The sequence below is a fragment of the Cohaesibacter marisflavi genome (assembly GCF_900115225.1).
Lineage (GTDB): Bacteria > Pseudomonadota > Alphaproteobacteria > Rhizobiales > Cohaesibacteraceae > Cohaesibacter > Cohaesibacter marisflavi.
In genome coordinates this window covers 72,632-95,587 of record NZ_FOVR01000002.1, presented here as the reverse complement: position 1 = coordinate 95,587, position 22,956 = coordinate 72,632, and the positions used below count along the sequence as shown (strand labels likewise).

19 protein-coding genes are annotated in these 22,956 nt (G+C 55.0%); 2 read left to right on the top strand and 17 right to left on the bottom strand.

Annotated features, from left to right (window positions below; all coding sequences use genetic code 11):
• Positions 1-40: 40 nt before the first annotated feature.
• Genes BM258_RS03925 through BM258_RS03915 form a run of 3 tightly spaced genes read right to left on the bottom strand, consistent with a single transcriptional unit; the run spans position 41 to position 2,820 of the window.
• Positions 41-919, bottom strand: a complete 879-nt coding sequence (locus tag BM258_RS03925; protein ID WP_090069159.1) for an SDR family oxidoreductase — start codon at positions 917-919, stop codon at positions 41-43.
• Entirely contained in the window at positions 916-2,103 is a 1,188-nt protein-coding gene (gene queG / locus BM258_RS03920) for a tRNA epoxyqueuosine(34) reductase QueG (protein WP_090069156.1), read from the bottom strand. Before queG ends, BM258_RS03925 begins: the two co-directional genes overlap by 4 nt.
• A gap of 24 nt (positions 2,104-2,127) precedes the next feature.
• Positions 2,128-2,820, bottom strand: coding sequence for a glutathione S-transferase family protein (locus BM258_RS03915; RefSeq protein ID WP_090069154.1), 693 nt, complete (start codon positions 2,818-2,820; stop codon positions 2,128-2,130).
• A 214-nt stretch (positions 2,821-3,034) separates the two neighbouring features.
• On the opposite strand from BM258_RS03915, the gene BM258_RS03910 reads away from it, so the two are divergent.
• A complete protein-coding gene (locus tag BM258_RS03910) occupies positions 3,035-3,841 on the top strand; it encodes an undecaprenyl-diphosphate phosphatase (RefSeq protein WP_090070314.1) in 807 nt (268 codons plus the stop codon).
• Between the two features lie 541 nt (positions 3,842-4,382).
• A complete protein-coding gene (locus tag BM258_RS03905) occupies positions 4,383-6,386 on the top strand; it encodes a methyl-accepting chemotaxis protein (RefSeq protein ID WP_090069152.1) in 2,004 nt (667 codons plus the stop codon).
• Positions 6,387-6,473: 87 nt separating this feature from the next.
• Here the strand turns inward: BM258_RS03905 and BM258_RS03900 are convergent, their stop codons facing one another.
• The 14 genes from BM258_RS03900 to BM258_RS03835 all read right to left on the bottom strand — a co-directional run bounded on the left by BM258_RS03900 (position 6,474) and on the right by BM258_RS03835 (position 22,923).
• Positions 6,474-7,118 (bottom strand): DsbA family oxidoreductase, encoded by a 645-nt coding sequence (locus tag BM258_RS03900; protein ID WP_090070311.1) that lies wholly within the window; start codon positions 7,116-7,118, stop codon positions 6,474-6,476.
• A gap of 54 nt (positions 7,119-7,172) precedes the next feature.
• Positions 7,173-8,024 (bottom strand): TrmH family RNA methyltransferase, encoded by an 852-nt coding sequence (locus tag BM258_RS03895; protein ID WP_090069149.1) that lies wholly within the window; start codon positions 8,022-8,024, stop codon positions 7,173-7,175.
• A complete protein-coding gene (locus BM258_RS03890) occupies positions 8,021-9,247 on the bottom strand; it encodes a class I SAM-dependent methyltransferase (RefSeq protein WP_407062697.1) in 1,227 nt (408 codons plus the stop codon). The genes BM258_RS03895 and BM258_RS03890 overlap by 4 nt, the downstream gene beginning before the upstream one ends.
• 171 nt (positions 9,248-9,418) lie before the next feature.
• Complete coding sequence (locus tag BM258_RS03885; RefSeq protein ID WP_090069145.1) at positions 9,419-11,098, bottom strand: methyl-accepting chemotaxis protein; 1,680 nt, start codon at positions 11,096-11,098, stop codon at positions 9,419-9,421.
• Between the two features lie 377 nt (positions 11,099-11,475).
• Complete coding sequence (locus BM258_RS03880; protein WP_090069142.1) at positions 11,476-12,828, bottom strand: malonyl-CoA decarboxylase; 1,353 nt, start codon at positions 12,826-12,828, stop codon at positions 11,476-11,478.
• A 243-nt stretch (positions 12,829-13,071) separates the two neighbouring features.
• Positions 13,072-14,082 (bottom strand): NAD-dependent epimerase/dehydratase family protein, encoded by a 1,011-nt coding sequence (locus tag BM258_RS03875; RefSeq protein ID WP_090070309.1) that lies wholly within the window; start codon positions 14,080-14,082, stop codon positions 13,072-13,074.
• Positions 14,083-14,299: 217 nt separating this feature from the next.
• Positions 14,300-15,502 (bottom strand): acetate/propionate family kinase, encoded by a 1,203-nt coding sequence (locus BM258_RS03870; RefSeq protein WP_090069139.1) that lies wholly within the window; start codon positions 15,500-15,502, stop codon positions 14,300-14,302.
• A 36-nt stretch (positions 15,503-15,538) separates the two neighbouring features.
• Positions 15,539-16,951, bottom strand: a complete 1,413-nt coding sequence (locus BM258_RS03865; protein ID WP_090069137.1) for a bifunctional enoyl-CoA hydratase/phosphate acetyltransferase — start codon at positions 16,949-16,951, stop codon at positions 15,539-15,541.
• A 504-nt stretch (positions 16,952-17,455) separates the two neighbouring features.
• On the bottom strand, positions 17,456-17,851 hold the full coding sequence (locus BM258_RS24725) for a BA14K family protein (protein WP_090069134.1): 396 nt from the start codon (positions 17,849-17,851) through the stop codon (positions 17,456-17,458).
• A 405-nt stretch (positions 17,852-18,256) separates the two neighbouring features.
• Complete coding sequence (locus BM258_RS03855) at positions 18,257-19,174, bottom strand: ribokinase (RefSeq protein ID WP_090069132.1); 918 nt, start codon at positions 19,172-19,174, stop codon at positions 18,257-18,259.
• 5 nt (positions 19,175-19,179) lie between these two features.
• Positions 19,180-20,115 (bottom strand): dihydrodipicolinate synthase family protein, encoded by a 936-nt coding sequence (locus BM258_RS03850; RefSeq protein WP_090069129.1) that lies wholly within the window; start codon positions 20,113-20,115, stop codon positions 19,180-19,182.
• 38 nt (positions 20,116-20,153) lie between these two features.
• Entirely contained in the window at positions 20,154-21,143 is a 990-nt protein-coding gene (locus BM258_RS03845) for a phosphoglycerate dehydrogenase (protein WP_090069126.1), read from the bottom strand.
• A gap of 2 nt (positions 21,144-21,145) precedes the next feature.
• The gene (locus tag BM258_RS03840) at positions 21,146-22,423 is read right to left on the bottom strand and encodes a TRAP transporter large permease (RefSeq protein ID WP_090069123.1); all 1,278 of its coding nucleotides are present in this window, start codon (positions 22,421-22,423) and stop codon (positions 21,146-21,148) included.
• Positions 22,420-22,923 carry a TRAP transporter small permease gene (locus tag BM258_RS03835; RefSeq protein ID WP_175527907.1) on the bottom strand — a complete coding sequence of 168 codons (504 nt, stop codon included), beginning with the start codon at positions 22,921-22,923 and terminating at the stop codon, positions 22,420-22,422. Before BM258_RS03835 ends, BM258_RS03840 begins: the two co-directional genes overlap by 4 nt.
• Positions 22,924-22,956: the final 33 nt, after the last annotated feature.

The following is a 22,956-nucleotide window of genomic DNA, read 5'->3' as shown; positions in this document are numbered from 1 at the left end:
GGGCGTTTGAAAGCGGTGCACAAACGCCCTGTGGATCGATCTAGTCTTTCTTGCGCCAGCTATCTGTTTGCCACATATGGGCAAATGCTTCCCGATAAGTCGGATAGTGCAAGATGCCACCGATCAACTCATGCAGACGAATATTGCTGCAACGCTTATTCTCGCCATAGAAGCTGCGCGCCATGGGGCTCATGTCGGCTTGCTCGAATGACTGCTCTTCGGGGCGAGGCAGTCCCATCAGATCGGCGCAATAGTAAATCACCTCTTGTGGTGCGGCGGGTTCATCATCCACCACGTTGAGAATTCCGTTGTGGCTCAGCCTGGCGGCCTTGGCAACGGCCAGACCGATATCTGCCACATGAATGCGATTGAACACCTGTCCGGGTTTGTTGATGGCCCGGCAGGTGCCTGCATCCAGTTTGATCATCTGGTTGCGCCCGGGGCCATAAATGCCAGCCAGCCGATAGATGCCAAGTGGCATGTTCAGCTCTGATGCCAGTGCTTGCCAGTCTTTTTCAGCCGCTACCCGCTGCACCGATCGGCGCGAAACGGGACGGCATTCGGTGTCTTCATCCACCCATGCGCCATCATGATTGCCATAGACGCCAACGGTTGAGAGATAACCGATCCAACAAAGCGCGGGAAGCCGTTTCAGGTCTTCGCGCAGGCAATTGAGAACAGGATCGCCCTCGGCCCCCGGCGCGATTGAAATAAGCAGGTGTGTTGCCTCTGCCAGCGCGTCCTTAAGGGCTGTAGAAGGGCTTTCGCCATCAAATGGAAAGGCACGCAGCCCGGCGGCAGTCATCGCTGCGGCTTTTTCCTCCGAGCGTGTGGTTGCCGCGATCCAGTCGCAGTCTGGAGCCAGTTCCTGCGCAATGGCTCGAGCGCTATAGCCATATCCGAAGATAAACAGTTTCATTGGGTCTTTCCTTCCAGCGCCAAGTGCCATTCTTCATTCACATCCAGGGCTGTTTCCCCGTCAATGCGGTCTTTTGCCATTTGAACAAATTCCTGTGCGGGCATCAGGCGCCCAAGCGCCCAGATAGCGGCCCCCCTGACCAGAGGATCAGCATCTCCAAGATGCGGTGTGACCGCCCCGATCAGCCCGGATATTTCCGTATCGTCTCCCTTACCTGCGTTGCCTGCAGCAATCAGCACATTGCGCATGAAGCGATTGCGACCAATGCGCTTGATGGGAGAGCCGGAGAAATGCTGGCGGAAGGCCGCGTCATCCAGCGCCAGAAAATCGACAAGCGCCGGAGCCTTGAGGTCGGCGCGCGCCTTGAGCTTGGCTTCGCTGGCCTGTTGCGCAAACTTGTTCCATGGACAAGCGGCCAGGCAATCATCACAGCCATAGATGCGATTGCCGATGGCCCCGCGCAAAGTATGCGGGATCGGGCCCTTATTCTCGATGGTCAGATAGGAAATACAGCGGCTGGCGTCGATCTGATATGGTTTTGGGAAGGCCCCCGTTGGGCAGGCCTCCTGACAGGCCACACAGGAGCCACAGCGGTCCATCTCGGCTTCATCGGGGACAAGGTCCAGATTGGTGAAGATTGCGCCCAGAAACAGCCATGAGCCAAACTCACGACTAACCAGATTGGTGTGCTTTCCCTGCCAGCCCAGTCCGGCAAGCTCTGCCAGCGGTTTTTCCATCACGGGGGCAGTGTCGACAAACACCTTGATGGCACCATCCGGCTGGCTGTCGCGCACGCGCGAGAGCAGCTTGGCTGAAAGCTGCTTTAATCGCCCCTTGATCAGGTCGTGATAATCGCGATGGCGGGCATAAACCGAAATATTGGCCTTGTCGGGATGCGCCAGAAGATCTCGAGGATCTTCGTCTGGACCGTAGTTAAAACCAAGCATGAGGATGGATTGCACATCATCCCACAGATTGGTCGGGTGGGCGCGGCGGTCCAGCGTCTCCTCCATCCAGTCCATGGAGCCGTGATAGCCCTTCTCGACAAAGTGCCGCAAAACTGCTTCGCGGCTCTTGGCATCACTGGCGCGACAGACCCGCAATTGGGCAAAGCCCAGCGCCTGAGTCTCTTTGTCAATGAAGGCGCGCAATTTTGCCTGTTTATCCGGGTTTGGCACGGTCATGCACCATCATTGTAGGAGGTGAGACTAGAAGTCCAGATCCATATACTGGCTCGAAGGTGGTATCCCCTTGAGGCTATCGGCCAGAATGGGGCGGAACGCCGGACGTGATTTGATGCGCTGATACCAATCCTTGACGATCGGTTCCTTCTCCCATGGCACTTCGCCCAGATAATCGATGGTCGAAAGCATGGCCCCTGCTGCGAGGTCGGCATAGGAGAAATTCTCACCAGCGAGCCATTTCCGGCGCTCGGCCAGATAGGCGATATAGTTGAGATGAATCTTCAGATTGCCTCTGGCTGCGCGCAGAAGGGTTGAGTCGGGAGACCCGCCCCCTTCGCTCGGGCGGCGCATGCGCTTGTAGATTTTTTCGTCAACGAAAAAGCGGGCGCTTTCATCCACGGCCTTGTTGAGAAACCAGTGCACGAGCCTGCGCACTTCAGCGCGATGGTTGGGATGGTCTGGCAAAAGGCGACGGCTGCCGAGCGCATAGCCACGGGTTTCGTCCAAATATTCGGCGATGGTCATCGCTCCACATACCGGTGGCCCGTCATTCTCTCTGAGCACAGGAACAGTACCCGCCGGATTGACCAGCAGAAACTCTTCTGTCCGCTCCCAGGGAAGAACTTCGGTCAATTCTGCATTCGCCTTGCACTCGGCCAAAATCAGCCGTGTAAAGCGAGAAGGAACTGACATCATGGTGTGGTAGAGCAGTAGCATTGCCCGTGCGATTCCTTTCGTGCCTAACGCTTCTTCGAGCAGAAAACTGGCAAAAGTGTGGACGCTCAACCATTCAAGTATGAAATGATTATCAGCTATTTAACAGACGTGATTTAAAAACGTCCATTAGGTGCCGCACTTTCACCCGATTTGGGGTTGAAAGGGGACCATAGTGGCAGAAGCATTTTTCTGCCAGAGAAAGAATGAGATAAAAATGGATCTTGCCACATATTTCGAAGCTGTCATCCTCGGCCTTATTGAGGGCTTTACCGAATTTCTCCCTGTTTCATCCACCGGCCATATCTTGCTCGCCGGACACTTTCTGGGATTTCAAAATGACGGCAAGACATTTGAGGTTCTGATCCAACTCGGCGCCATTCTGGCGATTCTCACGGTCTATTCGCACCGGCTCATCAAGATTGCGGTTGATCTGCCCACCAGCCAAAAGGCGCGTCTGTTTGTGGCTGGTATTCTGCTGGCCTTTCTACCCGCAGCCGTGCTGGGGGCAAGCTTGCATGGCTTCATCAAGCAGGTGCTGTTTGAAAGCCCAAGACTCATATGCACCACATTGATTGTTGGCGGCGTTGCACTGGCCTGGATTGATCGGCTCGATCTCAAGCCACGTTATACCGACATTATGGATTATCCCCTCTCGCTCTGCTTCAAGATCGGCCTGTTCCAATGTCTGGCGCTGGTACCGGGCATGTCCAGATCGGGCTCGACGATTGCCGGAGCCTTATTGATGGGGACAGACAAACGCTCGGCTGCGGAATTTTCCTTCTTTCTGGCCATGCCGACCATGGCAGGCGCCTTTGCCTATGATCTCTACAAGAACCGGGACATTATCAGTCTGGATCAGGCTGGCGTGATTACGGTAGGCTTTATTGCCGCTTTCATCGCTGCAGTCTTTGTCGTGCGGCAGTTGCTCGACTTCGTCTCCCGCCATGGCTTCATGCCCTTTGCCATCTGGCGTATTGTCGTGGGGGTTGCGGGATTTATCGGACTTTATATGGTCGGCTAACAGCACCAACTCATGCATGGTGGAGCAAGCCATGGTCTTTTGGCATAGTGAGCAAACACAAAGAGGTCTACAAACAGCACTTCATAAAATGCCGTTTTACCTTCCCTCCCCCTCTTCACCTTGTAAAGACTTACTTCAGCTACAGAATTGAAGGGTATTTTGGCTGGCTTTTACACAAAGGAGCCGATTTTCGTATCACCATGCGATACTTTTAAAGGGAAATCTACTTAGCTTTTCCAGATGGGTAAATATTCCACGCACCTTCACCCAAGTTTAATCTGGAAAATTACCTTCCGATTTTCCTCGGCTTTTCATACATTTAGGTCAGAGCATTCTTTCCACCCTGTCATAAATACCTATCGAAAAGTGCACCCCAAAAGGCCTCATTCTCTCTCGATTTATGCCCAAAATCTGCGGTTTTGAGGGTTTTGGGCCATTTATAACAAATTAACAGATTGCTCACAGCGTGTAATCCAAAGGTCTTGAAATCCATAAGTGTCCTCTATGAAGGAGGCGCTCGATTTACTTTGAGGAACGTTTGATGAGGCATCTTTTACTCAACCGGTTGCTTGCCGCGATCGTGTCTATCCCGGTTCTGGCTATCCTCGGTCTTGGAGGGTTTCTCTCCTATCAATCCTACGAGACTTACCATCAAATGAAATATGCCACCGATCTGGTTGCCTTGGGTAATGCGGGTGGCCAGCTGTCAGAGGGGCTGCCCAGAGAAGTCTTCGCTTCTCCGAGCGAGCGCAGCCAGAAGCGTCAGGAGACCGACAGCTTGTATGACAAAGTTCTGGGGCAGTTTGATGCGGTCGGCTCGTCCGATCCGGGCCTCATTGAAATCCAGCGTGAGCTGAACGCCATACGCTCCAACGTGACCGCCTTCCGTGCAGAGATAGACAAGGGCAACGATTCGCCCGTTCTGGGTGTCAAATATCTCCAACCCATTTCAGCTCTGGCCAACAAGCTGATGCGGCGCGGTGCCTCTCTTATTCCCGATGCTGACCTGTCGAACACCCTGCTCGCCTATTTTGCAAGCCAGCAGATCCGAGACAGCCACAATATGATCAGCAGTGTTGTTCCGCCGGTTTTCGCAGCCAATGCGGCCAACGTCCCCCAGATCTCGATTATCTTGCGCGGCCAGTTGCAGGAAGGCTATTTTGCGCCGATTTTCGAGGATAATGGTCCTGCGGCATCCGTCGCTGCCTACAAGGCCTACCGAAACGGGCCTGATGGCGAAAACATCTCGCGCTTTTTCAATCAGATCATCGCCCATCACGAACAGTTGCCCGAGGGCATCAAGGGGCTCTGGACTGAAGCAGCGCAAGCGCATGACAAGATAACCCTGCAATTGACCCACGATGCATTCGAAGCCAGCAGCGCGCTAGCAGCCAACAAGCTTTCCAATGCCCACAGCAATCTGCTGATCTACATGATCGGGACTTTTGTTATTCTACTCGCGGCCATTGGCGTCAGCTTCTTTGGCCTGCGCGCCCTGCAAAGGCTGATCGGTGACAGCGAGACGGTTCTGGCAGAACTGGCCAAAGACAAGCTCGAAATCAGCATCCCCTATACCAGCCGCAATGACGCAATCGGGCAAATGGCGCGCTCTTCGGAGTTGTTGCGCGCGGCCCTGCTCAGGCGTCGGACGCTAGAAGCAGACGCCCGCGAGCGTGAAGACAATGCACTGAATGAGCGCAAGGCCATGATGGCGCAGCTTGCCGACCAGTTCGAGCATTCCGTGGGCGGCATTGTCAGCGAAGTGTCGAGCTCGGCCAGCCAGTTGCACCAGACAGCCTCTGAACTGGAACGCTCTGCGGACCAGACGTCCCAGCAGGCAGGGTCTGTTGCCTCATCGGCAGAAGAGGCCGGGGCCAATGTTTCCTATGTGGCCAGTGCCGCCGAAGAGCTGGAAGCCTCTATCCGCGACATCAAACGCCTCGTGGACAATTCCGCATCCCAGAGCAATGAAGGCTCCGGCAAAGCGGAGGACACCCGCGTCATTGTCGGCGAACTGCAACAGGCAGCCATCCATATTGGTGATATTGTCAATCTGATTTCCGGCATTGCCGAACAGACCAACCTCCTGGCGCTCAACGCCACCATCGAGGCTGCGCGTGCAGGCGAAGCAGGCAAGGGCTTCTCTGTCGTTGCTGCCGAGGTGAAGGAGCTGGCCAACCAAACCTCCAAGGCCACCGAGGAGATCAGCCAGCAAATCAACCATATCCAGCTCACCACGGATCAGGCGGTGGATGCCATCGGCAGCATCTCTGAAATTATCGGGGAGATCAGCAGCTCCTCAGGAGCCATCGCGTCTGCAGTGGAAGAGCAGGGCCATGCAACGGGCGAAATTGCGCAGGCTGTGGTCAATGCCTCATCAGGTACAACCCATGTGTCCAACAGCATTCAGGAAGTTGCCCAGACGGCTACAAGCACGGGCAGTGGTGCAACGCAGGTATTGGCGGCCTCGCAGAACCTGACCAATCAGGCCCGCACCCTTCAGGAGCAGATGAGCCAGTTTCTGGAAACGGTCCGCGCCGCCTGAGCCAATGCCCCATCCGGATTGGCAATCAATCAAAAAAGCCCTGCCTCTGAGCAGGGCTTTTTATTGTCTGCACCACGCTGTTCTGCTCTAGGCCTGTTGCTGGGCGACTTCGGAGAGCACCTGACGGAACTGCTCTACACCTGCCGCACCGGGTACCAGATATTTACGTTCGAAGATGATAGCGGGCACGCTGTTGATACCCTGCTGGCGCCAGAAATCCATTTGCTCAAGCACCGCACCATCATAGCGCTGATCTTCAAGGATCGCGCGTGCCTCATCGGCATCAAAGCCAAGATCGGAGACCAGTTTGACCAGCACGTCCCGATCGCTCACATCAAGCCCATCAGTGAAATAGGCTTTCTGGAAGGCTTGCTTGACCTCGGTGTCGCGCCCCTCAAGGGCCGCCCAGTGAATGAGCTGGTGCGCATCGTGGGTGTTGACCATGCGCATCTCATCTGTGAAGCGGAAGGTAAAACCAAGCTCGGCACCGACTGCGGTGATATGATCACGGTTCTGACGGCTCTGCGCAGGTGTGATGCCGTATTTCTCGCCCAGATGTTCGCCCAGATTCTGCCCCTCGGGGCCCATATCCGGATTGAGCTGAAAGGGCTGCCAGTGGATTTCGGCGTCCATTCCCAGTTCATCAAGCGCGGTGCGCAACTGATGGTAACCGATGGCGCACCACGGGCAGACAACATCCGAGACAATATCGATATGAACAGCTTTGGTCATGAGGATTCCTTTGTGAGCAACAGTCCAGCCCATATAGGAACCCTTGTGACGTAATTAAAGCCCCAGCTTGCCTTCGCGCAAACGGAAGAGCGTGATGCCGGTGGAAACGGCCAGATTGAGGCTCTCGGCCCTTCCATCCATGGGGATCTTGACCAGATGATCGCAGCTTTCTGCAAACTCATCAGGCAGGCCCGATTGTTCGTTGCCCATCATCACCATCAGGGGATCCTTCGGCTTGACGGACCGATAGTCTACCGCACCTTTCAGATGGGTGCCGACAATGTCGCCGGGCCAGCTCTTGCGCCAACTGAGAAATTCCTCTCGTGTCGCACGATAGAGCGGCACATGGAAAATGGAGCCCATGGTGGCCCGCACGGCTTCAAGACTAAAGGGGTCCGTGGTCTCTCCAATCAGAAGCAAGGCGCTGGCGCCCACAGCATCGGAAGTACGGATGGAGGTGCCCAGATTGCCCGGATCTTTCACCCCTTCCATGGCCACGACCATATCGCCTCCGGCAGCTTCAAGGTCAGAAGCCAGATCGGTGAGTTTGCCATAACGTTGGCGAAAGACGCCGATTACATGCTGGGGGTTATCACGATGGGTGAGCTTGGAGAGCACCTGCTCGGAGACTTCCAAAATGAGCCCGCCCCTGGCATAGACCTTGGCGGCAACCTGCTGGACCAGCTCATGGCTCTTGATATTCTTGGCATAGACCAGAATGTCCGCATCCCAGCCCGCTTCCAGCGCGAAGGCCACCAGCTGCAACCCTTCGGCCATGAACTGGCCGGTCTGATTGCGCACCTTGCGCCGCTCAAGGGCGCGAATATCCTTGATATGCTGGTTGGAAACGGCTGTGATTTCCTTGATCAGACCTTTTTTGGTCGCGCGGCTTTCCAATTCTGTCATTGGTCCGCCTCCTCTTCTTTGGTGAGTGGTCGCCAGCGGGTATAAAGTGAGGTGTTGAGCGTGCGGGCTCCGCCCTCCTCGGCAATCATCAACTCGCCGGATTCAACGATCCCACCCTGCCCGGTCATCACTTCGATCATCAACTCGTCAAAGGCCGCGTAGGAAGCGCGCATGGCGTAGCAAGTGAGCGTATAGAAGAGCGCTTCTTTCGAAAGGATCTGACGGCAGGCATCCAGCATCTCGGGCAGCATTTCAAACAATTGCCAGACCTCGCCCTTGGGCCCGCGCCCGAATTTGGGCGGATCGAGCAGAATGCCGTCATAGACATTGCCGCGACGGATCTCGCGCTGAACGAATTTCATGGCGTCATCGACAATCCAGCGGATGGGCTTGTCATCAAGACCGGCAAGCATCTGGTTTTCCTTGCCGTAGCCCACGGCCTTCTTTGAGGCATCCACATGGGTCACTTCGGCGCCAGCACGGGCCGCAACCAGCGAGGCAACGCCGGAATAGCCAAACAGGTTGAGCACTCGCGGTGCACGTCCCAGATAGGCGGAGCGAATCTGCTTGTCCATCCAGGCCCAATGAGCGGCCTGCTCAGGGAAGAAGCCCACATGGCGAAAGGCCGTGAAGCGTCCGTAAAAGCGGATATCGTCCCAGCTGGTTTCCCAGGTTTCTCCCAGCGGAGAAGGATAGCGCCAGCGGCCCGGACCTTCTTCTTCCAGATCGCCGGTGAAAAATGCATCGGCAGCTTCCCAAATATCCGCCCTCAGGCGTGGACTGCCCATGGCCTGCGGCTCGGGGCGCACGATGGTGTAAGGGCCATAGCGTTCCAACTTGCGACCGTGGCCCATATCCAGCAGTGCATAGTCTTGCCAAGGCTTGGTCACCATCAGCGCGAAGGGTGCCCGGCGTGGCTGAGGGCCCTGAGGGCGTGGCGGCAGCACAAAGGGTTCACGCGCTTCATGCTGCGTTTTCGCCTGTGTTTGGCTCTGAGACTTGGAAGCAGTTTTCGACTGGGATTTGTCCTGGTCGCCATGTTTGACAATACGGCCCGGTTTGAACTCGGGTTTGCGGCCTGAAAAGTTGCTGCGTCCGCCGCGCTCGTCCTTGCCGCGCGGAGCACCCGTAGCGCCGCGTTTGCCGCCTGAGCCTGCTTTTGCCCCGCCTTTGGGGTTTCCCTGTCTGGAAGACTGTCCGCCGCGCCGCTGTGCCATAATCATCCTTGAGCGTTATCTGTCTGGAGTACCGGATCAAACACCGTATCTGGGGCTCTTCTATAGCGACTGGCAGGGAGACACGCAAGAAAAAGGGCGGAAACCCCGCCCTTTGCTTTTCTATGCACATAGTACCAGTACAGCGCGAACCAAAGCCAACGCAGCCGCCCCAAGCCTCTATGCTTTTGATACCTTGAGCAGGAACTGGTCCACCGTGTTGGCCAGCCCGTCTGCACAGGCATTCACATCTCTGGACACGGTATTGACTTCATCCACCGCACTGTTTGTCTGGCCCACCGCGCCTGACACAACGCTGATATCCTGACTGAGAGCCGTTGTGCCTCTGGCAGCTTCCTGAATAGAGTTGGCGATTTCGTTGGTCGCCAGATTCTGCTGCTGGACGGCTTCGGAGATCGACGCGGTGAAGCTGTTGACCTGCTCGATCGTCGTGCCGATTTCCTCGATGGACTGCACCGCTTCCTGCGTTTCGCCCTGAATGGCGTTGATCTGGGCAGAGATCTGCTCGGTTGCCTTGCTGGTCTGATTGGCCAGTTCTTTCACTTCGGCTGCCACGACGGCAAAGCCCTTACCCATTTCCCCAGCACGGGCCGCCTCGATGGTGGCATTCAGCGCCAGCAGGTTGGTTTGTTCGGCAATATCGCGAATGAGGCTGACAACATCTCCAATCTGCTGGGCGGCCTCTGCCAGACTGCCAACGCGATCATTGGCAGCTCCAGTCGTGATCATCGCCGTGTTGACAGCGCTGGTCGCCTGATCAACCTGTCGGGCGATTTCACCGATGGAAGCAGAAAATTCCTCACTGGCCGCAGCCACGGTCTGCACATTCGAAGAAGCAAGAGTTGCTGCATCCTGTGCCTGATGGGAGCGGGTGGCTGAGGATTGCGACAGATCTGCCAGATTGTTGGCCGTCGCCTGAAGGCGTTGCATCTGCTCGGACACCACATGCAGCTCCTGGCTGGCTTCCTGACGGAAGGACGCAATCAACTGGTCAATGCGGGCCTGACGCTCGGCCTGTGCCGCCTGATCCTTCTCCTGCTGCATGGCCAGCTGTCTGCGTTCGGCCCCCATATCGCGGAATGTCTTGACCGCTTCGGCCATTTCGCCCAACTCATCGCTTCGCCCTTCTGCCGGAATCTCGGTAACCGTTTGGTTTGAAGCCAGCGACAACATGGCCCTTTTCAACGACCCCATTGGCGTTATGATGGAGCGAAGAGTAAACCACGCGGCCAGAAAGCAGATCAACAGCACGAGCCCCCCAAGGCCGAACATGATCTTTGTATTGGTCCAGAGGATCGCCTGCAGGTCATCCATATAGACGCCAGTGCCGATGACCCAGCCCCAAGGTGCAAAGCCCTTCACGTAGGAAAGCTTGTCGACAGCCGTATCAGAGCCAGCCTTGGGCCACATATAGCCTACAAAACCAGCGCCCTCAGCTTGTACGGTTTTCACGAATGTGGGGAAGATGGCGACGTCATTGGCATCCTTGAGGCTTGAGAGATCCTTACCGACCAGTTCCGGCTTGGCCGCATGCATCACAATGACGTTCTTCATGTCATTGATCCAGAAATACTCCTTGCCACGGTAACGCATCGCCTCAATTGCCTTGGCAGCTGCAGCCTGAGCTTCTGCTTCGCTGAGGTCTCCTGCCTTGAAGGACTCATATTTCGACTCGGCCACATTGACCGCGGCATCAACAAGGCTCTCTAGTTCTGCCGCTTTCTGTTCTGAAAGCTCGCCTCGGAAGCTGAAGTCCATCGTGATAGTCAGCACAGAAAGGCCGACAAAAAACAGGCCCACTAGCAAATACAGCCGTTTAGCAATGGTAAAACGCATCATGTCTCCCCTTCTGTTGCACCAGCAACACTCAACCTCAACAGAATGGCATCAGCTCTTATCATGCGATGCAATCAAAGCCCTGAGCCTGTTGGGACGAAAAGGCGAGCGCCTTAGATCCATAAGTGCAGGGCCTTTTTTTGATAGGGTAGGCAGATATAGTGGACAGTTGGTTAAGAAGAAAAAGAAATATGTATGCTAATTTACAATATATTACTGCAATAGAATAAGAGCATTCACCTAAAGTCTTCAATCGACTTTCTGATGCAAGAAAATAATGATACAATATCAGTATTGTTCTGGTTGCATTCAGAAAAAATAAAAACCCGGCACGCGAAAGCTTGCCGGGTGTCTTATTTGATGAATAAGCCTCAGCAGACTCAAGCGGTTTCTGCTTTAGGAGGCGTGGCAGCCTTGGCTGCAGCGACCGGGGCCAACTTGACTTTGGCATTGGCCAGAGACTTGACTTCGGAGGACGCAGCAACCGTTCCGTCCGTTGCATAGGCCTGATGGTGCTCTTCAATTTTATTCTCGTCATAGAGATAGTTGACCATCACGCCCCAGCTGATGCTTCTGCCGCGCTCGGAATGGTCGGCATTGGCATGAACCTTATGCAGCAGCGCACCATTGCCCAGATGGAAGTTGGCAACAGGATCATAGGCCGTGCCCTTCTTGCTGCGGGCATTGACCAGATACCGTGCAGCCAGACGCTGGACGAAATCATCCGCTGGCAGCTCATCATCGCCAAGCTGTTCCAGAACCGCGCGTTCCTCAGGCTTGAGAAGCGGATCCTCATTTTCAATGGCACTCTTGACCCAGCGGCGGAAGCCGGGCACCGGAGACAGGGTGACAAAGGTGTGCAGAGCCGGGAATTCCTTCTGCAGCTCGGCGACAACCTGCTTGATCAGGAAGTTGCCAAAAGAAATGCCGCGCAAGCCAACCTGACAGTTGGAGATAGAATAGAAAATCGCGGCATTGGCTGCACCCGGTTCAATATGCTCCCTTTCCTGCTCCAAAATGGAGGCGATGGATTTGGGAATTTCACGCGTCAGAGCCACTTCCACAAAGATCAGCGGATCTGTTGGCATCGCCGGATGAAAGAAGGCAAACAGACGGCGGTCCGGATCGGCCACACGCTGGCGCAGGTCATCCCAGCCATGAATACGGTGTACCGCTTCATAGGCGATGATCTTTTCCAGAATTTCAGCTGACGTGGACCAGTCGATCCGCTCGATTTCGAGGAAACCACGGTTGAACCATGCGGAAAACAGATGCTGAAAATCATGATCCAGGCTCTTGAGTTCTGGCTCGGCCTTTACATAACTCAACAAATCAGCGCGCATATTCACAAGACGTGCCGTTGAGCCGGGCACGCGATTGAGGCGGCGGATAAGTTCCTGACTTTTGGGCTCGGCAGCGAAATAGAGTTCGCGAGCGGCTGCGTGATCTCCCGGTTCCCATTGAGAGACGGCCTTTGCCAGCGCATCGTGATCAACGCCGAATTCTTCTGCGACCTTGACGAAGAAACTGTGGCGCTCTTCTTCAGAGGCTGCTTCATAGATCTCCAGAATCTTGAGAGCATTTTTCAGCCCCGAGGCTTCGCCCTTGTCGCCGACCAGTTCCTTGCAAAGCGGGATCAGATGATCCGGCGTCATAGCCGCCTTGGACGACAGGAAGGGGCCTGCGTTTGCAATGCGTTGAAGCATGTCACTGAGAAAACTCTTGGCTGCCATAGTGTAAACCCCTTTGGTCTCTTTGATCTTGAAGGCAAAATGTCACCGCTAAAGATGACATTTTTTTGAATTTCAAGCAAAAAATAGGAACCGTAAAGGGCGGGAACAAGTTATCTTTTTGCAGCAGTCATCATGACGCAGGCTGCAAAAAGGCAGCAGAAATGGCTTCATACTCCCGATTTTGCTCAAGAGCCGATGCCAAGCTTTGCCAATTACACAGCCGCGCTATGCTCTCACGGGCCATCACTTGTCGTAATAATCGCGGAACCAGTGTATGAATTTGCCAACGCCAGCGCGAATATCGGTTTTTGGCGCATAATCGGTCAATGATTTAAGCAGATCGCAGTTGGCGTAAGTCTCATAGACATCGCCCTTCTGCATGGGTAGATAGTTACGCTCGGCCTTGATGCCCAATTCCGCTTCGATGGCATCGACAAAATCAAGCAGGCGTACTTTATTGGAGTTGCCGATATTGACCACGCGATAAGGGGCAACAGGAGACAGACTGTCCCCTTCGTCCACCTGTCCGTCTTCCGGGCGCTCAGGCACCGCCTCAATCAGTAGGTGAATGGCGCGCACTAGATCGTCGATATAGGTGAAGTCGCGATACATTTCGCCATTGTTATAGATGTCAATCGGGCGACCATCGAGAATGGCATCGGTGAATTTGAACAGCGCCATGTCTGGCCGTCCCCACGGACCATAGACCGTGAAGAAACGGAACATGGTCACCGGCAGCCCCCACAGATGGGCATAGGAATGGGCCATGCTCTCGCAGGACTTCTTTGTAGCCGCATAGAAGGAGACCTGAAGATCCACCTTGTCTGTTTCGCGGAAAGGCTGAACCTCGTTGGCGCCATAGACCGACGAGGTGGAAGCCATCAGCAGATGCTCGACCTTGAGCTGGTTGGCGGCTTCAAGAATATTGAAGCTACCGACAATATTGGATTCCAGATAGGAGCGTGGATTTTCCATGCTGTAGCGCACGCCAGCCTGACCGGCCAGATGCACGATCACATCGGGCCGGAAATCCTCCATCACCCGATTGAGCAGGTCAGCATCTTCCAGCATGCCGATGGTTGCCTGAAAATGCTCATTTTGCTGCAACATGGCGTGGCGACGCTCTTTCAGTCTCACGTCGTAATAGTCGGTCATGGCATCATAGCCATGCACAGCAAACCCCTCGGCAAGGAGCAATTTGGCGAGATGAAAACCGATGAAGCCGGCGGTGCCCGTAATGAAGACGCGTTTCAAGACTTTTTCTTTCTTCCTGCGGCGGCTCAGCGCTTGGCCCCGGCTGGGCGCAACCACCTGATGTTGAGGCTTTGTGCTTAGCGTATCGGCCAGCTGGCTTGCAACTCTTTATCCGCATCCTCGACAAAAGAGCCTGCCACAAAGGCACATATCGGCCAAAAAGAAACCGGCTCCAGTTTCCTGAAGCCGGTTTGCATCTTATGTCTGTTTGTCTGGTTTACGCAGACAGGATGTTCACGGCATGCTGCGCGATCATGAATTCCTCGTCGGTCGGAATAACCATGACTGGAACAGATTCTTCTGTAGAAATCAGTTCCACACCGCGCGTGTCATTTTTCTCAGCGTCGAGCTTGATGCCCATGAAGGCCAGATCGGCACAGACTTTGTCGCGGATGATCGGGCCGTTTTCGCCGATGCCTGCGGTGAAGACCAGAGCGTCGATGCCACCAAGGGAGACAGCCAGAGAAGCAATCTGCTTGGCTGTGCGCTGGCAGAAGATGTCCAGAGCCAGAACGGCTCCCGGTTCCTGATTTTCTTCAATGTCACGCATGTCGTTGGAGATATCGGAAATGCCCAGAATACCGCATTTGTAATAGAGCATCTTCTCCAGATCATCGACATCCATGTTGTGCTCGCGCATCAAATAGATGAGTACGCCCGGATCCATGCTGCCCGGACGGGTACCCATCGGGATGCCATCAAGCGCGGAGAAGCCCATGGAGGTGTCGATGCTGACACCATCCTGCAGGGCTGCAAGGCTCGCGCCGCTGCCAAGGTGAGCTACCACGACTTTGCCTTTGGCAAGGTCCGGTTTGTTCTGGCGCAGATTGTAGGCGATGTATTCGTAGGACAGACCATGGAAGCCATAGCGGGTCACACCGGCGTCGGTATATTCCTTGGGAATGGCGAAGGTGCCGTTGATGGCCGGAATGGTGCGGTGGAAAGCGGTGTCGTAGCAGGCAACCTGTGGCAGATCAGGACGGCTGGCGGCCAAGGCCTTGATGGCAGCAACATTCTGCGGCTGATGCAGAGGGGCAAGCGGAGCAAGGCTGGTCAGCTTTTCGATGATTTCATCTGTGATGAGCATTGGCTTGTCGAAGGTTTCACCACCGTGAACCACGCGATGGCCTGCGCCGATCAGCGGCAGATCTGCAGGCAACTTGCTTTCGATCCATTCCAACAGATGTGGCAGAATCGCAGGAACCGTGCCCTGATCCAGATGCTCCCAGGAGTCGTCTGCCAGAAGTTCCTTTGCAGCAGTTTTCACCTTGAGGTGAGCCGAAGAGCCGATGCCATCGAGCTGACCACCGAAATAAAGCGCAATTTTCTGGTCAGCGTCACCAACCTGAAATACCGTGAATTTTACGCTTGATGATCCACTATTCAGGACCAGCAAAGCGCCTTTTTTAATATCTGTCATTGGTTCTTTTCTTTCTATTCAAACTAGGAGGCCCGACTATCTGTTTGACAACAGAACAGCCAGAGCACATGAAGCAAGGCGCGCCGACAAACTGTCAGCACGACTGGTCAGGATAACCGGAACAGCAGCCCCCAAAACAATACCGGCGGCATTGGCATGGGCCAGAAATGAAAGCTGCTTGACCAGCATATTTGCGGATGCAAGATCCGGAGCCAGAAGAATGTCCGGATCACCAGCAACCTCTGATTTGATGCCCTTGGTCATTGCTGCGTCCTTCGAAATGGCATTGTCGAAGGCCAAGGGACCGTCAAGAATGGCACCCTTGATCTGTCCTCGGTCTGCCATCTTGCACAGAACCGCAGCATCAACGGTGGAAATGATTTTCGGATTTACGGTTTCCAACGCAGAGAGAATGGCCACCTTGGGTGTTTCCACCCCGAGCACATGGGCCAGCGCAACTGCGTTTTGAATGATATGCGCCTTGTCATCGGCGTTGGGAGAAATATTGACGACACCGTCGGTGATCAGCAAGGGCTTGTGATAGGTCGGCACGTTCATGACGAACACATGGCTAATGCGGTGATAGGTACGCAGACCACTATCGCGACGCACGACGGCTGCCATCAGTTCATCCGTATGCAGGGAGCCCTTCATCACGGCGCCCACTTCACCGGCTTTTGCCAGAGCAACACCCTTGAGCGCAGCGTCCTTTTCATGGCGCGCATCCACAAGGCGGAAGGCTGATATATCAAGCTCCAGATCACGGGAAAGCGCCTCAATGACAGACTGCGGCCCGACCAGAACCGGATCAATCAACCCCATTTTTGCACTGTCACACGCACTTTGCAGGGACAGGGCATCGCAGGGGTAGATAATTGCAGTAGGCAGAGGGTCATAATTCGCGCACTGGTCTGACAGGGATGTCAACTGGTCATGCGTGATAAATTGAAAATCCGGCAAACTGTGCCCGGGTTGATCGGAATGGGTGCGTGGCGGAATGACTTCTGCTGTGCCTTCCACCAGCACTGTGCCCTCTTGATCCGTCATCCGGCAATCAAAGTTTACCAGCTTGTGGCCCTTGGGCGTGGTTCTTTTGGAGACCACGGAAACCGAAGCCGTAACGCAGGCCCCCAGAGGAATGGGGGCGCGGAATTTCAAATTCTGCTTGCGATAGATGGTGCCCGGTCCGGGCAGATGCGAGCCGAGCAAGCCGGAAAAAATAGCGCCAGCCCACATACCATGACCAACCGGCTGCGAGAAGACAGCATTATCCGCCCCTTCAGGAAAATGAAGAGGATCCACGTTGCCAGAGACCGTCGCAAACAGATTCATATCTGTTTGTGTCAGGCTTCGGGTTACGCTGGCACACTGACCAATCATAAGCTCATCGAAAGTCAGAGACGTGAGCTTTGTGATCGGTTGCTGGAGTGCGGAGGGAGGGACGGTCATGAACTCTCTACATCACTTCATTCTAGAACTAGACATTGGTATATCACTTGCGTGGAATGCACGTCCAGATGACGACCTATTCCTCAAACGCAGATCAGATACACAGATTATCATTTTTGTGCAGTGCAATCAAAATTAGAACAGCTCTAATAGTTCCTTTAAATCGCTGGATTCGCAATGATGAATTTAATTGCATGGCAGATATGTGCTGATAGCGTATCGTCACATGGATCGAAAATAGTTTCAAAGATTTCCTAATAGGTACAACTACTTAAAGTATCAAATAGTTGACGGGACCAACCCTATAAACCGAATTTTGTCTTACCACAAGAAACACCTTTTGATCCTCTCCAAGCCAGAAAATTGCTGCGCTAGCATGGTTTGGTCACAAGAAATTGCTAGCAGTTGCACACAAAAGCCGACCACCCGGTATCCCGGATGATCGGCTCGTAACAATGACCATCAAGAGGCGCGTTCGCATCGTCCCTTCATGCGTCCAATGCCCTACATGCGGCAATATCTGCGTGGGCCGTTATAAGGCTGGAAGGTGCAGTCATAGGCCCGGAAGCTTCTGTAGCGGCTTGAGCAGGCACGCACGTTGCACCATTCCGGCGCACGGTAGCGATTGGAATTCTTGCGTGCAGCATCTGCTGCAATGGCACCGACGGCCAGTCCGATGATCGCCCCTGCGACGCCAGCGCCCACATTGTTGCTGTTGCTTCTACGTCGAACTGGCGGTCTGCGACGAATTGGTTTTTTCCGCCATCTCGGAGCCGGTTGGGCTTGCGCTTCGGAAACACCAACCACGCCCAGTGATGCGTTGACATTGCCCAGAGGCAAACCGGTAATTCCCATACACAGTGCAATAGCCGAAGCCACGATTGTTCTACGTAATTTCATATCCTTGTCCCCGCTTGCTTTGTTGGTTTGCCATGCCCGACACCGAGGCGATGAACGAATGAAACTGTCTCATAGTCTAGAGACAATCAGGCTTCCCACAGGCCACCTTTGAAAAGCGGATTTGTGGTACAGCGCACCGGGATCAGCCAAATTCAACCCGTTATTATGAGGGAACATTTTACCACAAAACCCGGCTTTTTTCCAGTTTGAAGGGAACGCGCCACGACGGTAATGGTTCCCTATTAACCTCATTTGCGCGCATATGAGCCAAATTTTGCACCGGCCCATTCACATTGTCGTGATAGCGAGCCGAAGGGACCGGCGGCGAGTCCTGAATGCGCAAAGGGCAGAGCCTGCATCTGCAAGCCCAGCCCTTTAGCTGTCTTTTCTCTTGTAGCGTTCATTTCAAGCGTTCGAAATCAAGCCATCCACTGCGGCGCGATCGGGAACCGCTTCGCTGGCGCCCTTTTTCGTAGTGGCCAGCGCCCCTGCTGCGGAGGCAAAGCGCAGAGCAGCCTCAAGCGGCATACCCTCTGACAGAGCCACAGCCAAGGCACCATTAAAGCTGTCTCCCGCCGCCACGGTATCTATCGCCTTGACCTTAAAAGGCTCCATTATGCCGCCCTGCCCTTCACTACTGGCATAGGCCAGCCCTTTGGCGCCGAGCTTGACGATAACGGTTCGAGGACCGCGTGCGCAAAGACTGCGGGCAACCTCCCGCGCTTCTTCCAGATTGGTTGGCTTGGTGCCCGAAAGGCCGGCCGCTTCGGTTTCATTTGGGGTAATGATATCCGCCTCGGCCAACAGGGCATCCATGCCGGAAGTGGTGATCGGTGCGGGATCCAGAATGACGGAGGCACCGGCTGCGCGTGCCTTGCGCATGGCAGCAATGGTGGCGTCCTGTGGCGTTTCCAATTGGAACAAGGCGACCTTGCACTTATCAAAGCAGCACGCATCAGGTCCCTCAGCTGACCAGGCCATATTGGCCCCGCCAACGACGGTGATCGTATTCTGTGAAGAGACATCGACATGGATAAGGGCGATACCGGAATCATGCTCCGGCATCGTGACCAGATCTCTGGTATCAACACCAAGCCCGTCCAGGCTGGCCTTCAGACTATCGCCAAAAGCATCGGCACCGATGGCGGCCACAAAGCGCACCGCCCCCCTGGCCAGTCTGGTGGCCGCAACCGCCTGGTTGGCGCCCTTGCCACCGAGCCCCTTGAGGAAGCCGGTGGCATGGCTGGTTACGCCCGGTTCCGGCATCTGCTCAACAGATACCGTCAGATCCAGATTGACAGATCCGAATACCGTGATCGACATGGATGCTATTCTCCCAGAGCCGCGATTTTCTTGCGATACAGATCCGTGCCCTGCTCGATGCGGTCGATGATAGCCCCCAGAGCCCAGAATTTCTCTTCGATATCGAAGGGAACCACGCGACTGTGAATGCTGGAGAATGTGCCCATACGCTGATGAAAGAGCTTGGCCATTTTCGGATAGCCCATTGGCTCAACCGTGGCTGCGAGAACGAGGAAGACGGAGAGTTCTTCGCACAGCTCTGGATGCTCTGCGCCATGGTCCATCACCCAGCGATAGAGATCGGGATGGATGTTGGTAAAGACGCCGCAGAAGCCTGCCGAGCCCGCCTGCATGGCTGGCGTCGCGATGGCGGCGTTGGCGTTGCAGATTTTCATCGGCGTACCCTTGACCAGTTCCACGCGGCGCTTGACCGTTTCCAGATCGCAAGAGACATCCTTGACGATGACAAAGCGGCCCGATTTGGCGCAATAGGTCACTTCATCGTCGCTCATCAGGCGGCGATAGGGAGCGGGACATTCATAAAGGCCCAAAGGCAGATCGTCCGGCAGGAAGTCGAGAAGCGCATCAAGATTGGTGCGGAAGGCATCTGCACCTTTCTGGTCCGGATCAAGGCGGTTGGTCACCAGAACAATGGCGTCAACACCGGTATCAACCATGGCGCCTAGCTCGGTTTTCTGATCTGCCAGAGAATCGGAGATATGACCCGATGCCATGACAGGCACACGCCCGGCCACCTTTTTGACCGTGAAGCGAGCCAACTCGGCGCGTTCTTCAACGCTCAGGAACAGCATTTCGGACGACTGGCAGACCGCAAACAGCGCTGTTGCGCCATTTTCCAGATACCACTCGATCAGGCGCTCATAGCCAGCCCAGTCGATTTTGTTGTCGTCGGTGAACGGCGTCAATACAACGGGGATGATGCCCGAGATTTCTTTGGTCATTGTTATATTCCTCTTATTAGACTTTCGGGATTTGCCGTTCAGATTTTCAGCGTTTCGGGATTGACCACATAGGGCAGAAGCTCTTTGGGATCGCCGTTGAGCCAAGCCAGAATGTTATAGACGCAGCGCAGGGTCACTCGCTTCTCGGCCATCTTGTCCATACCGGACACATGCGGGCTGAGAATGACATTGTCACAGCTGCGCAACGGGCTATCGGCCGGCAGAGGCTCGGTCTCGAACACGTCCAGACCAGCACCATAGACCTTGCCGGATTTGATCGCATCGACCAGAGCGGCCTCGTCAATCAGCGGCCCGCGCGAGGTGTTGATGACAATGACGCCATCCTTCATCTTGGCGAAGGTTTCAGCATTCAGCGTGTGGCGCGTCTCTGGGGTTGAGGGAGCATGGACCGAAATGAGATCACTCTCGGCCAGAAGCGTATCGAGATCACATTTCTCGACACCAGCAGCTTCGGCCTGTTCTTCGGTCACATATGGATCATAGACCAGAACCCGCATGGATTGCCCATTGAGGCGTCGTGCCATGGCTCCACCAATGCGGCCAAGGCCAATGAGACCAGCGGTGCGCTCCCAAAGACCGGGATGGAAACCATCAAACATCCATGTACCGCCATGCACCATGGCATCGCGGCGCCCGATACCGCAGGCAAGAGACAGAGCCATTGCATGCGCATATTCGGCCACGCTCTCGTGGTTCTGACCAAAAGCCATGGCAAGGGGGATGCCATGCTCGGTCGCTGCGGGGACATTGACCTTGTCATATCCGACGCCCCAACGCGCAATCATCTTGAGATCCTTGGCTGAAGCGATCACGTCAGGGGTATAGGGTTCGCCTCCGGCAATGGTGGCCACCACACCGCTGGAGAGCATTTCCTTAAGGGTCGGTTCGTCGGGGAGACGTCCGGTTTCGTTCACGACCACGTCATATCCCGCATCACGCAGAGGATCGAACAGAGGGCATTCATTGGTGAACTGTTCCGTCAGAACGAGGATTTTTTGCTTTGTCATTGCTAGTTGACCATGTTGGGCAGGAACGTGACAAGATCCGGCCAAATGATGAGAAGAGAGATTGCGATGATCTGGGCGATCAGGAAGGGCATGATCGCCTTGAACATGCGCCCGATGCTTATCTCGCCTATTTGCGCGGCCACGAAGAGGCAGATGCCGACAGGAGGGGTCATCAGGCTCAGGGTGCCCGAAAGCAGGAAGACCATGGCGAATTGCATTTCGTCGATGCCCAGGCTGCGGGAGATCGGCAAGAAGATCGGCGCCAGCAGCAGTACCTGAACGCCCGGCTCAAGGAAGAAGCCTGCAACAATCAGAATGCCCAGCACAAAGAACAGAAAGATTGTCGGATCGCCCGAGAAGATCGCAGTCAAAGATCGAACCGAAGAAATGGCGCCGGTTACGGTGAGAATGTAGGACAGCACCGATGCCCCTGCGATCACCAGATAAAGGCTTGCTGTTGTCCGCATGGAGGCCCGCATGCAGGCGAGGATGTTGCGTCCCGACAGGGTCTTGAGAACAAACCGCCCCAGAACCATCGCATAGACACAGGCAATGCCGCCTGCCTCGGTTGCCGTAAAGACACCCGAAAGCGTACCGAAAACGATGAACAGCGGAATGGAGAAGACCAGCGCGGTTTCGAACACCAGCTGTTTATCCGATTTGTCGACCGCCTTGATCTCGCCCTTTGGCAACCCTTTGGTCAGAGCGGTGATCAGCACAATGGCGGCGCATGCGCCCCCGAGGATCAACCCCGGAACGATGCCAGCGACAAACAACTTGATGATGGAAACCTGAGCCACCGACGCATAGACGATCATGATCACCGAAGGGGGAATGATCGGTCCGATCATGGAACTGGCAACGGTAACAGCGGCAGAGAATTCCTTGGTATAGCCCTGCTTGGGCATGCCGTTGATAAATATCTTGCCAAGAGCTGCCGTATCGGCAATCGCTGTGCCCGAGATGCCGGCAAATAGCACAGAGGCCAGAATATTGGCATAGGCAGCACCACCGGACACAAAGCGGGTGATCTTTGCCGCGAAGGTAATCAGCGTTTCGGTAATGCCACCCCGGTTCATCACTTCACCGGCAAAAATATAGAACGGCGCGGCGAGGAGTGAGAAATTGTCCAGAGAGCTGAAAAAGCGCGTCGGGATGATGACCATCGGAAGATGCGCAAACCAGGCGGCAGAGGCACCCGTCAAACCCAGCGCCACGGCGATGGGAGAGCCGATCAATACCAGAAAGAAGAAGGTTGAAAAGATTGCTGCCGGGCTCATTTTGCAGGCTCCTTGTTGCCAAGCACAGGCTGCTCGATGTAACCGGCAATCGCTTGGATCGCGATCATCAGGTAGCCGATGACAACTGACGCGTAGGGGATCCACATAGGCAGGCGCATGGAGGGGGAAACCTGCCCCGTGTCCATAAGAAATGGAATGCCGAGCGCGACAACAATTGCAGCCAGTACCAATGTGGTCAGAAGGGAAAGAAGGGCCGCGATGCGCTTGATCATGTCGGACGGAATGATGACGATGAGGTCGATCATCATCTGTTCGCCATGACGAAAGGTGGCACCAGCCACCAGATACACAGCCCAGACAATGGCATAGCGCAGGGCTTCTTCACTCCAGCCAATGGGATCGGCGAGCACATAGCGCGCCCCCACAGCCATGAAGTTGACCAATACAATCCCGGCAAATATCGCCACCGCCAGATATTCCGTAGCGTTCGACAGCTTGGCTGTCCAACGCAGATAACTCTGTGTCAGAGAAGATGCCATAAGAAAATTCCATTCGGATAAGGCCTGCCGGCT